General features: G+C 55.4%; 11 protein-coding genes. 6 read left to right on the top strand and 5 right to left on the bottom strand.

Going from position 1 to position 13,631, the window contains the following annotated elements; translation table 11 throughout:
- Positions 1-16 precede the first annotated feature (16 nt).
- From LA337_23040 to LA337_23020, 5 genes are all read left to right on the top strand, one after another.
- Positions 17-337, top strand: coding sequence for a PTS fructose transporter subunit IIB (locus LA337_23040; GenBank protein ID UBI15990.1), 321 nt, complete (start codon positions 17-19; stop codon positions 335-337).
- A gap of 26 nt (positions 338-363) precedes the next feature.
- On the top strand, positions 364-1,455 hold the full coding sequence (locus tag LA337_23035; GenBank protein UBI15989.1) for a PTS fructose transporter subunit IIC: 1,092 nt from the start codon (positions 364-366) through the stop codon (positions 1,453-1,455).
- An 11-nt stretch (positions 1,456-1,466) separates the two neighbouring features.
- The gene (locus LA337_23030) at positions 1,467-2,318 is read left to right on the top strand and encodes a class II fructose-bisphosphate aldolase family protein (GenBank protein UBI15988.1); all 852 of its coding nucleotides are present in this window, start codon (positions 1,467-1,469) and stop codon (positions 2,316-2,318) included.
- Positions 2,319-2,398: 80 nt separating this feature from the next.
- Entirely contained in the window at positions 2,399-3,259 is an 861-nt protein-coding gene (locus LA337_23025; GenBank protein UBI15987.1) for a ketose-bisphosphate aldolase, read from the top strand.
- Positions 3,260-3,308: 49 nt separating this feature from the next.
- Positions 3,309-3,986: a D-lyxose/D-mannose family sugar isomerase gene (locus LA337_23020; protein UBI15986.1), complete on the top strand. Its 678-nt coding sequence runs from the start codon at positions 3,309-3,311 to the stop codon at positions 3,984-3,986.
- 41 nt (positions 3,987-4,027) lie between these two features.
- Here the strand turns inward: LA337_23020 and LA337_23015 are convergent, their stop codons facing one another.
- Positions 4,028-5,737 (bottom strand): AsmA family protein, encoded by a 1,710-nt coding sequence (locus tag LA337_23015; protein UBI15985.1) that lies wholly within the window; start codon positions 5,735-5,737, stop codon positions 4,028-4,030.
- A gap of 121 nt (positions 5,738-5,858) precedes the next feature.
- Positions 5,859-7,250, bottom strand: a complete 1,392-nt coding sequence (gene xanP, locus LA337_23010; protein UBI15984.1) for a xanthine/proton symporter XanP — start codon at positions 7,248-7,250, stop codon at positions 5,859-5,861.
- Between the two features lie 225 nt (positions 7,251-7,475).
- Between xanP and gltS the strand changes: the two genes are divergently transcribed.
- A complete protein-coding gene (gene gltS / locus LA337_23005; GenBank protein ID UBI15983.1) occupies positions 7,476-8,681 on the top strand; it encodes a sodium/glutamate symporter in 1,206 nt (401 codons plus the stop codon).
- 42 nt (positions 8,682-8,723) lie between these two features.
- On the opposite strand, the gene recG is transcribed toward gltS, so the two are convergent.
- From recG to spoT, 3 genes are read right to left on the bottom strand one after another with little or no spacing between them, the layout of a single operon-like run.
- On the bottom strand, positions 8,724-10,805 hold the full coding sequence (gene recG / locus LA337_23000) for an ATP-dependent DNA helicase RecG (protein UBI15982.1): 2,082 nt from the start codon (positions 10,803-10,805) through the stop codon (positions 8,724-8,726).
- A 5-nt stretch (positions 10,806-10,810) separates the two neighbouring features.
- The gene (trmH, locus tag LA337_22995; GenBank protein UBI15981.1) at positions 10,811-11,500 is read right to left on the bottom strand and encodes a tRNA (guanosine(18)-2'-O)-methyltransferase TrmH; all 690 of its coding nucleotides are present in this window, start codon (positions 11,498-11,500) and stop codon (positions 10,811-10,813) included.
- 4 nt (positions 11,501-11,504) lie between these two features.
- A complete protein-coding gene (gene spoT, locus LA337_22990) occupies positions 11,505-13,619 on the bottom strand; it encodes a bifunctional GTP diphosphokinase/guanosine-3',5'-bis pyrophosphate 3'-pyrophosphohydrolase (GenBank protein UBI15980.1) in 2,115 nt (704 codons plus the stop codon).
- Positions 13,620-13,631 lie beyond the last annotated feature (12 nt).

The raw sequence follows: 13,631 nt of genomic DNA, 5'->3' as shown, positions 1-13,631 counted from the left end.
AAAAGTGGAGCATGTTATGAATATTGTTTGTGTCGCCGCCTGTACGGCGGGTATTGCGCACACCTATATTGCTCGTGAAAAGTTAATTAAAGGTGCTAAAGCGCTTGGCCATAATATAAGAGTAGAAACCCAGGGAACCATTGGCACGGAGAACGAACTGCTGGCAGAGGATATTTCTGCGGCTGATGTCGTGATTCTTGCTGTCGATGTAAAAATAAAAGGGGAGGAGCGCTTTTCAAATAAACGCATTGTGCGAGTGAAAACCGAAATCGTCATAAAATCGCCGATTCAGTTTCTTGAAAAGGTCGAAAAATCATTAGTTAATACTAACCAGTAGCGATCCTCATTCTGGAGGGATTTCACATGAGTGAAAATAAAATTCCGCTATCTCAGGAAATAAAAAGACATTTATTAACGGGAATTTCGTGGATGATCCCGTTAATTGTTGCCGCCGGGATCTGTATTGCTCTCGGGCAAATACTTGGCGGCACTAACGTGGGTGAAAAAACAGGCACCATACCCTGGATGCTCAACCAGATTGGCGGCTGGGGAATGGGGTTAATCGTACCGCTGATTAGCGCGGCGATTGCGTACTCCATTGCCGATCGTCCCGGATTCGCGCCGGGCCTGATTGTCGGCTTTGTCTGCGGAGAAATTCATACCGGTTTTATCGGCGGGATGCTGGGCGGGTTTCTGGTCGGTTATACCGTCCTGCTGCTCAAACGCTATATCCGTTTGCCACAGTCGATGCAGGGGTTGATGCCCATCATGGTGTTGCCGGTACTGAGTACCGTTATTGGCGGCCTGTTGATGATGATGCTGATTGGCAAGCCGATAGCCTGGCTGCAGGACGCGCTAATTCATCTGCTGGAGTCCATGCAGGGCGGATCCCGCTTTCTGATGGGCGCTATCCTCGGCGCAATGGCGACATTCGACTTTGGCGGCCCGGTGAATAAAACCATGTCGCTGTTTGCTGACGGCATGCTGGTCAGCGGTGTGTACGGTCCGGAAGCGGTGAAGTTTGTCGGTTCGATGATCCCTCCGTTTGGCATTACGCTCTCTTTCCTGCTGACGCGTCACAAATACACCCGTGCGGAGCGCGAGGCGCTGAAAGCGGCATTCCCGATGGGGATCTGCATGATAACCGAAGGGGTTATTCCGATTGCGGCGCGCGACCTGCTGCGCGTGGTGGGGTCCTGCGTGGTAGCTTCGGCGATAGCGGGCGGCTTGATAATGGTATGGGGCGTCGAAAGCCCGGTACCGCACGGCGGCATGTTCGTGGTCCCACTCTTTACGCATCCGCTGCTGTTTTGCCTGGCGCTGGGGATTGGCACGGTGATTTGCGGCGTCATGCTGTCGCTGTGGAAGAAACCGGTGACCGAGCGTGACGAAGAGTTTGATGAACTTAGCGATCAAAAGCTGAAAGACGAAGAGATCACCTTCACCCTGGAATAACCGGAGGCCGTATGTTTGCCGATATGAAAAGCATGGTGACGAAAGCCTGGCGCGAGCAGTACGCGCTGCTGGCTATCAACTGTATGAACCTGGAAAGCGCCCGTGCAGCGGTACGGGTGGCTGAGAAACACCGTGCGCCCATCATTCTGAATCTGTATCAGGGACACCTGGACCATTTTCCGGCTCCGATAGCGGTAGCGGTGGTCAAAACGCTGGCAGAGGAAGCCTCGGTACCGATCGCGCTGGCGCTGGATCATGGAAAGGATCCTGTACGCATTCGCCAGGCTTTTCGCGCCGGATTCAGCGGGTTAATGATCGACGCCTCCGCCTTTGCCCTGGAGGAGAATATTCGCCAGACCCGGGCGGTGGTTGATCTCGCTGCCAGCGTGCAACTGTGTGTAGAGGGTGAGCTGGGCCATCTGGCCGATGCCCCACGTTATGATTATGCGACTAACGCGGATTTGATGACCCAGGCCGCTGACGTGGAACCCTTTATCCAACAGACCGGGATCGATTTACTGGCGGTATCGGTTGGCACGGCGCACGGCATGTACGCGCCGGGCGTCACGCCAGCTATTGATTTTCAACGGCTGGAGGAAATTGCCCGGTTATCAACGGTGCCGCTGGCGCTGCATGGTGGTAGCGGGACGCCGTTTGACCAGCTACAGCGCTGCCCGACGTTTGGCGTTGCCAAGATAAACGTTGGCGCGGCGGTTTTCGAAGCCGGAAAGGCAGCGCTACTACATACCCTGTGTCGCTACACATCCGGTGAACTCGTTGATGTCCTGGCCCTGATGGAGCAGGCCTGCGAGGAAGCCATTATTCCGTACCTGCAGGCCAGCGGCGCTATCGGCAAAGCCTGATTCATTTTCTGTAACGCCTTCTATGCCTCTGCGATGACGCACTGGCAGGGCTTTCTACACCCTGAAACTGGAGAATTAACATGTTAGTTTCGATGAAAGAATTACTGCAACCTACCCGTCAGCACGGTTTTGCCATCGGCGCATTCAACGTGGCGGACAGCTGCTTTGTACGTGCCGTAGTGGAAGAAGCGGAAGCGACCAATACCCCGGCGATTATCTCCATTCACCCCAGCGAACATGATTTTGTCGGCGATGCGTTTTTTAGCTACGTGCGCGATATCACCCTGCGCAGCCCGGTTCCTTTTACTCTGCATCTGGACCACGGCGCTTCGGTTGAGCATGTCCTGCGGGCAATTCAGTGTGGGTTTACCTCGGTGATGATTGATGGCTCGCTGCTGCCGTATGAAGAGAACGTGGCGCTGACCCGAGAAGTGGTCAAACTGGCGCATGCGGTAGGCGTTTCGGTGGAAGGGGAGTTGGGTACGATTGGCCAGACCGGGACGTCAGTGGAAGGCGGCGTGTCGAAGGTTACTTATACCGATCCTGCTCAGGCACAGGATTTTATCGCCCGTACCGGCGCAGACACGCTGGCGGTGGCAATTGGAACTGCGCACGGGATCTACCCGAAAGGGATGCAGCCAGAGCTGCAAATGAACATCCTGCGCGACATCGCCGGGCGTGTGGATATTCCGCTGGTGCTGCATGGCGGTTCCGCGAACCCGGATGCGGAAATTGCCGAATCCGTGACGCTGGGCGTTGGCAAAATCAATATTTCCAGCGACATGAAATACGCTTACTTCCAGAAAGTCCGCGAAATCCTGGCGAAAGAAACCTGGTGGGATCCTAACGTTATTTACCCGGAAGCCATTAGCGCCGCGCGTGACGTCATCCGCCATAAAATGAAACTGTTCGGCTCAACCGGCAAAGCGTCACTTTACTAACGGCATGCAGGCGGGGCGACCCGCCTCTTTCGCAATAAGGAAAAGTGGAATGAAGCGTTCACACATTAATTATGCCGTCGATAAAGCGCATGCCATCGCCGAGACTTTTCGAATCTGTCTGCCTGACTTTGCGTATTTTACCGTCGACGCCTGGCGGCAACAGGATCAAACTCTGTGGCGTGAAGTACTCGATCTCCAGTTGGGATGGGACATTACCGACTTCGGGCGCGGAGATTTTGCGCAAACGGGGCTGACGTTACTGACGTTGCGCAATGGTCTGATGGGGTCAGTCAATTACCCCAAACCGTACGCCGAAAAGATGCTGCAAATTCAGCAGGATCAGCAAACACCATGGCATTTTCATCGCCATAAAATGGAAGATATCGTTAATCGCGGCGGCGGTGATTTGTGTATGCAACTGGCGTGGGCCACGCCTGATGACGGGTATGATGCCCGGCGCATTGTTGAGGTTAGCGTGGATGGTCAGCGGCGTACCGTTGACGCTGGCGAGACGCTGGTATTGAAACCGGGACAAGGGGTGTGTTTGCCGCCACGGTTGTATCACCGCTTTTGGGCGGAGAAAGCATTCGTGCTGGGCTGGGAAATCTCGATGGTCAATGACGACCTGCATGACAACCATTTCCTTGAGCCGGGCGGTCGCTTCCCGGCGATAGAAGAGGACGAGCCGGTGAAATGGTTGTTATGCAGTGAATATATTCGTTTATAAGTGGGGGTAGGCCCGGTAAGCGAAGCGCCACCGGGCAATAATCACTGCGCAACGGGTGGGGCGGTAATTTCACTCCCGGATACCACGCCCGCCCGCATGGTTTGCGTTACCTGTTGTTTCTCCACATTCATCGCCTGCAACTGACCGTTGACCGTAGGCTTGAGCGGTGCATCGGCCTGAAGATTGCCGCTGGCGGTAAGCTGGATGTTACCGTCACCGGAAAGCGGCAGCGCGGGCCATCCCCAATGTTGCAGAATCGTCATTGGCACGCCGCGCCCGTTCAGGCTGACCTGAGTCTGGCGCTGAGGCAACTGCGAAATGCTGGCGGTGGCCTCAAGTAGCCCTTTTTCCGTATAGGCGCTCAGTTCGCTGATATTGATGGTGCTGCTGTTCGCGGTCAGCGCCAGCGAAGGACGACGCACGTCGGTGCGGTTAAAGGTGGCTGCAGCGGCGTTGAGGGTGGCGCTTCCGCTCCAGACCCCCCACTGATTGTTCTGTACCAGTCCGAGGTTAGCGCCGTAACCGTCCAGTGCGGTGAGTTGCCACGGGAAGGCCGGGTCGATGTCGATCACCAGATTACGGCTGGCGCTGAATTTCTTCAGCGTCAGGCTGTTTAGCCAGGCTGGCAAGGGTTTCATCCAAAGCTGTTTCCAGTTTTCCGGCAGCGTATATTCCAGACCGGCAATAGCGGCATCATCGAGGACCAGCGCTCTGTTGCTGCGCATCCAATTTCCGGATGTTCTGACCATACCGCCTTCCCAGCGGGTGGTGAACTGGCGCAGAGCAATACCCTGTGGTGAGAACTCGGCGTTCAGGATTGGATCGAAGAAGTGCAGAGAGCCGTAAATAAACTCGCTGGCATTCATCGACAGTTTGCCTTCCTGGGTTTGCCAGTCGTCCTTACTGAAGGTCATGTTGCGCAAACTCAGGTCGAGGTCCGTCACCGCCCAGTCGGGGCCTTGCAAACGGGCATCTGTTACCTCCAGACGACCAATTTGCAGGGAAGGAATCGTGCTTAACGGAGCAAAAAACTCGGCCAGCGATTTGTCGCTTTGCAACCGGATATCGTTCAGGCGCAGATTTTCCACTACCCAACTACCGTCGGCATTGCGCTGCGCCACACCGGTTAATGCCCCACGCGCCACGTCTGCGCCAATATTGCTAAGCGTCACCCGGTCATGGTCGATGCTGCCTTCAATCAATACGTTAGTGGTCGGGACATCGTTGAGCGTCAACGAACTGGCGCTGAGCTGAATTTGCGCTTTGCTCCCGAGAATTTTACCCGCCTCAGGGCTCCAGGGAATGACGCCGCCGTTAACGCGCTGCGCGCTCAGGGTCCACTCGCTACCGGGGCTGTTAAGGGCCATATCCTGCAACTGCAGGCGATCGGCCTGGAACGGCAGCGGCGCGGTTTGCTGCGACAAATTCAGCGTGCCGTTTTGCAACAAAATGGTGTCGACATGCAGCGGGTCGGTGATTTGGCGGCTGCTCAGTCCAATATCGACCGTTTTGGCGACCAGCGTCGCGGGCTGACCATCCCGGCCAAAGGTGACGTTTTCCAGCAGAATATGGGAAGGGGAAGAAAACCGGTGATCGATGGCATCAAAGGCCAGATGGTAGCTGCTGTTCTCCGAGACCCAGGCGCTGACATGCTCTGCGCCCCAGCGGGTTTGCAGTAGAAAATAAAGGCCAAGGATCGCCACTGCAAGGGCGATCAGCACGTAAAGAAGCAGCTTTCCAATAAATTTCATGGTCTTCCATCCCGCGAAGTGCACATAGTCAAGTTATGCACGATTTAGGCGCAATGCTCAAGGCGGGAATGGTGAAAGAGCGTTACAGCGGCGTTGATTCAGAATCAACGCCGCATTTTGCTTATTGCTTCTCTGGCGGGAATACCAGGTTCAGAACGATAGCGGTGATACCGCCTGCGGCAATGCCGGAAGAGAGCAGGTTTTTCACCCAGTCCGGAGCGAACTGCAAGATCAGCGGCTGCTGGGAAACGCCCAGGCCGACGGCCAGCGACAGGGCGATAATCAGAATCGCACGGCGGTTCAGTGGCTCGCGGGACACGATACGCACGCCGGATGCCGCGATCGTACCGAACATCACCAGCGTTGCGCCGCCGAGTACCGGCTCAGGAATATGCTGTACAAAACCGCTGACCGCCGGGAACAAACCCAGCGCGATCAGCATCAGCGCCACCACAAAACCGACATAGCGACTGGCAACGCCTGTTAATTGAATAACCCCGTTGTTCTGGCCAAAACAGGAGTTAGGAAAGGTGTTGAACACGGCGGAAACAAACGAGTTCAGACCATTCGCCAGCACGCCGCCTTTCAGGCGTTTCATGTACAGAGGACCAGAAACCGGCTGCTCGGAGACGTCGGAGGTGGCCGTAATATCACCGATGGTTTCCAGCGAGGTGATCATAAAGACCAGCATCAGCGGCAGCAGTAAACTCCAGTCGATACCCAGGCCATAATACAGCGGCGTTGGCACCATCAGCAGATCCTGGCTTACCGGCGCGGTATTTTGCGGCAGCATGTCCATAAACCAGGCCAGCAGGTAACCCGCCGCCATTGCAATCACCAGTGACGCAACGCGCAGGTACGGGTTACGCTGGCGGTTAAGCAGAATAATTAGCGCCAGCACGACGCCTGCCAACAGTAAATTCTTCGGTGCGCCAAAGGTGTTGTCGCTCATTGCGGCATAGCCGCCGCCAATCGACGTCAGACCGACCTGAATCAGCGACAGGCCGATAATCATCACCACCACGCCTGAGACCAGCGGGGTAATGATACGACGCGCCAGATGCAGTACGCGTGAAATAACCATCTCAGTGCAGCTGGCCAGCATCAGCGTACCGAACAATGCTGCCATCATGGTTGGGACATCTGCGCCACCGGTTTTTAGCGCTGTACCGCCCATAATCAGTGGCGCAACAAAGTTAAAGCTGGTGCCCTGAATGGATAACAGCCCTGAGCCGACCGGGCCCCAGGCTTTGATCTGAATGATAGAAGCTACGCCGGAAGCGAACAGCGACATACTGATAATGTGTTGAGTATCCTGAGCCGGTAAGCCGAGCGCCTGGCAAATTAACAGAGCAGGGGTGATTACCGCGACGAACATGGCCAGCAGGTGCTGGCAGGCGGCAAACAGGGTCTGGGCTAGTGGGGGGCGATCTTCAAGACGGTAAATCAGTTCACTGTTGTGAGTCTGCGCAACCGGTTGCGCATTTGTTGACTCTACGGCGTTAACGGACATCAGAGGCAATCCCATGGTGGAAAAGCGGTGATTTTATCTGACCAGGGCAGAAATGCAAACGTTTGCTACCAGGTATTCTTAATATTTAAAACGGATAAACAAACATTTTTATATAACTTTTCATGATTTTCTGCTTAAAATCCACCCCGAAAACTCAATAAGAGCTAAAAATCGGTCTGGAATGCATCGTGCGTGATTGTGCTAAACGCACTAATGGAGCTGTAAATGTTTTATCTCGATACGTTATCAACGCTGGTTGCGGCAACCCTTGTATTGCTGCTGGGACGTAAGCTCGTCCAGTCAGTTTCCTTCCTGAAAAAATACACCATTCCCGAACCTGTAGCGGGCGGATTGCTGGTAGCGATTGCGCTGTTGGTACTGAAAAAAAGTATGGGTTGGGAAGTGAACTTCGACATGACCCTGCGCGACCCACTGATGCTGGCCTTCTTCGCCACCATTGGCCTGAATGCCAATATCGCCAGTCTGCGTGCTGGTGGCCGTGTGGTGGGAATCTTTCTGATTGTGGTTGTTGGCCTGCTGCTGATGCAAAACGCCATCGGTATTGGTATGGCGACCCTGCTGGGCCTGGATCCGCTGATGGGGCTGATTGCTGGTTCAATAACCCTCTCTGGCGGACACGGAACCGGGGCCGCATGGAGCAAGCTGTTTATTGAACGTTATGGCTTCACCAATGCAACTGAAGTGGCGATGGCTTGCGCAACGTTTGGCCTGGTTCTGGGCGGATTGATTGGCGGTCCGGTGGCGCGCTATCTGGTCAAACACTCCACCACGCCTGACGGCATGCCTGACGATCAGGCCGTGCCGACCGCGTTTGAAAAGCCGGACGTCGGGCGCATGATCACCTCGTTGGTGCTGATTGAAACCATCGCGCTGATCGCTATCTGTCTGACGGTGGGTAAAATCGTTGCGCAAATGCTGGTGGGAACGGTGCTGGAACTGCCGACCTTCGTTTGCGTGCTTTTTGTTGGCGTGATCCTCAGTAACGGCCTGGCGCTACTGGGCTTTTATCGGGTATTTGAGCGCGCGGTTTCGGTGCTGGGTAACGTCAGTCTGTCGCTTTTCCTGGCGATGGCGCTGATGAGCCTGAAGCTGTGGGAGCTGGCTTCTCTGGCTCTGCCGATGCTGGCAATTCTGGTCGTGCAGACCATTTTCATGGCGCTGTACGCGATATTCGTCACCTGGCGCATGATGGGTAAGAACTACGATGCCGCCGTGCTGGCAGCCGGACATTGCGGTTTTGGCCTCGGCGCGACGCCGACGGCGATTGCCAACATGCAGGCGATTACCGAACGTTTTGGGCCGTCCCATATGGCGTTTTTGGTGGTGCCGATGGTGGGGGCGTTCTTTATCGATATCGTTAACGCGCTGGTGATTAAGCTGTATCTGCTGTTGCCGATTTTCGCGCAATAAAGGCTGTGCGGCGGAGTCACATCCGCCGCCGCTAAGAATCAACTATGCGTTGGAGTAGCGTTCGGTTTCCGGCATCCAGCGCTCGATTAGCGCCACAGCCTGTTGCGGGTAACGTTCATGAATATGGCGGGCAATACGCTGAACTTCCGGGATAATCGCTTGATCACGCAGTAAATCCGCAACTTTGAATTCCGCCGTTCCGGTCTGGCGTGTACCCAACAGCTCGCCGGGGCCGCGAATCTCTAAATCTTTTTGCGCAATGACGAATCCGTCGTTGCTATCTCGCAGAACCTGCAGGCGTTGTTGTGCAGTTTTTGACAGCGGTGATTTATAGAGCAGGACGCAATGGGAGGCCACCGCGCCTCGACCTACGCGACCACGTAGCTGGTGTAACTGCGCCAGGCCCAGGCGCTCCGGGTTTTCAATAATCATCAGGCTGGCATTGGGTACGTCCACGCCCACTTCAATCACCGTGGTGGCAATGAGCAGATGCAATTCTCCCTGTTTAAAAGCAGCCATTACCGACTGCTTCTCGGCAGGCTTCATGCGCCCGTGTACCAGGCCAATATTGAGTTCGGGCAACGCCAGTTTAAGCTCTTCCCACGTCGCTTCAGCTGCCTGAGCTTCTAACAAATCAGACTCTTCAATTAACGTACAGACCCAGTACGCCTGACGCCCTTCGTGGGTGCAGGCGTTGCGCACGCGGTCAATAATATCGCTGCGGCGGGTATCCGGAATGGCTACCGTAGTGACCGGCGTACGCCCCGGAGGCAGTTCGTCAATGACCGACGTGTCGAGATCGGCATAGGCGGTCATCGCCAGCGTGCGCGGGATTGGCGTGGCGGTCATGATTAGCTGGTGCGGGTGAAAACCCTGCTGCTGGCCTTTCTCCCACAGCGCAAGACGCTGATGCACGCCAAAACGGTGCTGCTCATCGATGATAACCAGCGCAAGTCCGTTGAACTGCACCTGCTCCTGGAAAATCGCGTGCGTGCCGACAATCATCTGTACCTGGCCGCTGGCGATGGCTTCCTGCTGTGACTGGCGCGCTTTGCCTTTCTGCTTACCTGCCAGCCAGCCCACTTCAACGCCCAGAGGCGCGAACCAGTTACGGAAGTTATTCGCATGCTGTTCAGCCAGCAATTCGGTGGGGGCCATCAGCGCCACCTGCTTACCATGTGCGATAGCCCGCAGCGCGGCCAGAGCCGCAACCAGGGTTTTACCGGAGCCGACATCGCCCTGCACCAGACGCATCATTGGGACATCCAGCGCCATATCGCGTTCGATCTCAGCGGTAACGCGGGCCTGTGCGCCGGTGGGTTTAAACGGTAGCGCTGCCAGCAGTTGGTCTTTCAGCGTGTTGTTTGCGCTCAGCGGCTGGGCGTGGAAGCGCTGTGCCCCGGTGCGTAGCGCCAGCATGCTGAGGTTATGCGCCAGCAGCTCTTCCAGTATCAGACGTCGCTGCGCCGGATGCTGGCCGGTTTCCAGATCGCTCAATTGCAGTGACGGCGGTGGACGGTGTAGCGTGCGCAGGGCTTCCGGCAGGCTCATCATGCCCTGTAACAGCTCTGGCGGCAGCAGTTCGGCAATGGCGCAGGTATCGAGCAGATCCAGCGCTTGATCGGTCAGTTTGCGCAGCGTGGCCTGCTTCACGCCTTCGGTAGTTGGATACACCGGTGTGAGCGTTTCTTGCAATTCCGGCGTGCTGAGATCGCCCTGCACGCGGTATTCCGGGTGAATCATTTCTGCCCCATATTTCCCGCGTTTGGCTTCACCGTAGGCCAGCACCCGGCGACCGGTCGCAAGGCTGTTTTTCATCGCAGCGCTGAAATTGAAAAAGCGCATGGTGAGAATGCCGGAGCCATCGCTGATCTGACAGGTCATCATCCGGCGGCCACCGAAGGTGATATTACAGTTCAGCACTTCGCCTTCAACGGTGGCATAGACGCCCGGTAGCAATTCGCCAATGGGGTACAGATGGGTACGATCTTCGTAACGCAGAGGGAGGTGGAGCAGGAGGTCCTGCACGGTGTGCAGGCCAATTTTCGCCAGTTTACTGCTTTGCGCTGCGCCAACGCCGGTCAGAGAGTTGAGTGGGATGGCATCCAGTAAACGGCCTTTCATCGCGTTTATCTCGCAGATTGCATAGTGGCCCACCACGTTGCATCGGCTTCAATTTCGCCCTGCGCGTTGACGTGAGGGTAGGGAAGACCTTTGCGCTTAGCGACATTCGCCAGCACCGGATAACCGCCTTCAAACAGTAAGCGCTGCTGCTCGTCTTGTGGCAGCATGCTGTTTTCTCGTCGGTACATGCCAGCATTTTGCCGCTGGCGCTGCGCTTCGTACAGGATTAGCGCGGAGGCGACAGAAACGTTCAGCGACTGCACCATGCCAGTCATGGGAATGATGATGTCCTGATCAGCCAGATCCAACGCTTCCTGAGTGATGCCGGTTTTCTCCTGGCCCATCAGGATGCAGGTGGGCCGCGTGTAATCAATCTCGCGAAAATCCACGGCGTTATCTGACAGATGAGTAGCCAGAACCTGCATGCCCTGGCTTTTTAAATGTGTGACCGCATCGCCAATGGTAAGGTGAGTTTTCACCTGCACCCAACTATTGCTGCCTGCGGCAGAAGAGGCCATGGTGCGCATACGGCTACCCGGCCAGACGGCGTGGACTTCATGCACGCCGACCGCATCTGCAGTACGAATGATCGCAGAAACGTTATGAGGTTTGTGGACCTGCTCCATGCAGACGGTCAGATCGGGCTGCCGACGCGCGAGCATCTCGCGGATACGTGCATAGCGCTGTTCATTCATAAGACTAGTTTCGGTTTCGGGTGACTTTTATCACGTCCGGCATGACGCGAATTTTGCGCATGATATTCGCCAGATGCACGCGATCGCGAGCGGTCAGGCGAATAAAGGCGCTATAGACGCGGCCATCTTTCTCTTCCGTATTCAGACTTTGAATGTTGGAGGTGGTCGTGTTGATTGCCGCCGTCAGGTTCGCCAGAGCACCCTGGTGGTTAAACATATCCACCTTAATCTCTGTAATGAACTCCTGCTCCGTCTCTTTATCCCATTCCACCGCCATAAACTTCTCTGGCTCTTTCTGGTAGCCACGAATATTACGGCAGGATTCATGGTGAATCACCAGACCTTTACCCGGACTGACGTGGGCAATGATTGGATCGCCTGGAATCGGACGACAGCATTTCGCAAAGGTGATCAGCACGCCGTCTGCGCCTTTGATCGGCAGATGACCGTGACCAGATTGCGCCGGCACATTTGTCGTTGCTTCGCCCTGCTGAAGGTTTTTCGCTACCACCACGCTCATGGCGTTACCCAGACCGATTTCTGCGAGCAGATCGTCAAGCGTGGCGAGCTTCATACGCTCAAGCTCGCGCTGGATGCTCTCTGGTGGGATCTCAGCCAGTTTACGGCTACCGCCCAGGGCATGGTTGAGTAGTCGACGACCCAGACTAACGGAATCATCGCGCTTGAGGTTTTTCAGCAGTTGGCGAATTTTGGCGCGCGCTTTCGAACTGACGACGAAGTTGAGCCATGCGGCGTTCGGACGTGCGCCCGGCGCGGTAATAATCTCAACGGTCTGGCCGCTAAAGAGCGGTTGTGAAAGCGGGTAAGGCTGTCTGTCGACGCGTGCGCCAACGCAGGCGTGGCCGATATCGGTATGCACGGCGTAGGCAAAGTCGACAGGCGTTGCACCGGCAGGCAGTTCGACAATGCGCCCTTCCGGTGTGAAAACATAAATCTCATCCGGGAAGAGATCAGATTTAACGCTTTCAATAAATTCAAACGAGCTACCGGCGCTCTGCTGCAGTTCCAGCAGGCTTTGCATCCAGCGCTGAGCGCGGATTTGCGCAGTGGTGCTGCTTTCGCCGCCGTGCTCTTTGTAAGCCCAGTGCGCTGCAACCCCCATCTCTGCCATCTGGTCCATGTCTTCAGTACGAATCTGTACTTCTACCGGGACACCGTGTGGGCCGATCATTGAGGTGTGCAAAGACTGATATCCGTTAGCTTTCGGAATGGCGATATAGTCTTTCACGCGACCAGGACGTGGTTTGTACAGGCTGTGCATCTGGCCGAGTACGCGATAGCAGGTATCGGAATCATGAACGATAACGCGAAACGCGTAGATGTCCATGATGGAGTGAAAACGCTGCTCTTTGAGCACCATTTTGCAGTAGATCGAGTACAGGTGCTTCTCACGCCCGCTTACGCGACACGGAATGCCTGCCTCTTGCAAACGCCCTTCGATTTCCGAGAGGATTTTTTGGATCATCTCTTTACGGTTGCCGCGAGCGGCTTTAACCACTTCTTTAATCACGCGATAGCGGTTTGGGTACAACGCTTCAAAACCCAGCTCTTCCAGCTCGGTTTTAATGTGATGAATACCTAAACGGTGCGCCAGCGGACTATAGATTTCGAGGGTTTCACGGGCGATGCGGCGACGTTTGTCCGGGCGTAATGAGCCCAGCGTGCGCATGTTGTGGGTACGGTCAGCAAGTTTGATGAGAATGACGCGGATATCCTGCACCATCGCCATAATCATCTTGCGAAAGTTTTCAGCTTGCGCCTCTTTCTTATCGCGAAACTTAAGCTTATCAAGCTTCGATACCCCTTCTACCAGTTCTGCAACGCTTTTACCAAAAAGCTGTTCCATATCCTGGTAGGTGGCTGGAGTATCTTCAATCACGTCATGCAGCAGCGCAGCCATCAGCGTTTCGTAGTCGAGTTTCATCTCGGCCAGAATGCAGGCTACCGCTACCGGGTGCGTGATATAGGGTTCACCGCTTGAACGTGTCTGGCCCTCGTGAGCGTCACGTGCAACGAGATACGCCTGCCGAAGACGCTTAATCTGGTCTTCCGGCAGGTAGTTTTGAATCAGTTGATTCAGGCTTTCAAACAGATACAAGGGCGACCCGCT

This window comes from Citrobacter europaeus, assembly GCA_020099315.1.
GTDB lineage: Bacteria > Pseudomonadota > Gammaproteobacteria > Enterobacterales > Enterobacteriaceae > Citrobacter > Citrobacter europaeus.
Note: the sequence above shows the minus strand (reverse complement) of the source record. Positions and strands in the feature narration are given on the sequence as shown.

What these genes read in the sequence shown, in the direction of transcription:
- LA337_23040 (UBI15990.1), top strand. Translation starts at nt 17, where the DNA reads ATGAATATTGTTTGTGTCGCCGCCTGTACGGCGGGTATTGCGCACACC.
- LA337_23035 (UBI15989.1), top strand. Translation starts at nt 364, where the DNA reads ATGAGTGAAAATAAAATTCCGCTATCTCAGGAAATAAAAAGACATTTA.
- LA337_23030 (UBI15988.1), top strand. Translation starts at nt 1,467, where the DNA reads ATGTTTGCCGATATGAAAAGCATGGTGACGAAAGCCTGGCGCGAGCAG.
- LA337_23025 (UBI15987.1), top strand. Translation starts at nt 2,399, where the DNA reads ATGTTAGTTTCGATGAAAGAATTACTGCAACCTACCCGTCAGCACGGT.
- LA337_23020 (UBI15986.1), top strand. Translation starts at nt 3,309, where the DNA reads ATGAAGCGTTCACACATTAATTATGCCGTCGATAAAGCGCATGCCATC.
- LA337_23015 (UBI15985.1), bottom strand. Translation starts at nt 5,737, where the DNA reads ATGAAATTTATTGGAAAGCTGCTTCTTTACGTGCTGATCGCCCTTGCA.
- xanP (UBI15984.1), bottom strand. Translation starts at nt 7,250, where the DNA reads ATGTCCGTTAACGCCGTAGAGTCAACAAATGCGCAACCGGTTGCGCAG.
- gltS (UBI15983.1), top strand. Translation starts at nt 7,476, where the DNA reads ATGTTTTATCTCGATACGTTATCAACGCTGGTTGCGGCAACCCTTGTA.
- recG (UBI15982.1), bottom strand. Translation starts at nt 10,805, where the DNA reads ATGAAAGGCCGTTTACTGGATGCCATCCCACTCAACTCTCTGACCGGC.
- trmH (UBI15981.1), bottom strand. Translation starts at nt 11,500, where the DNA reads ATGAATGAACAGCGCTATGCACGTATCCGCGAGATGCTCGCGCGTCGG.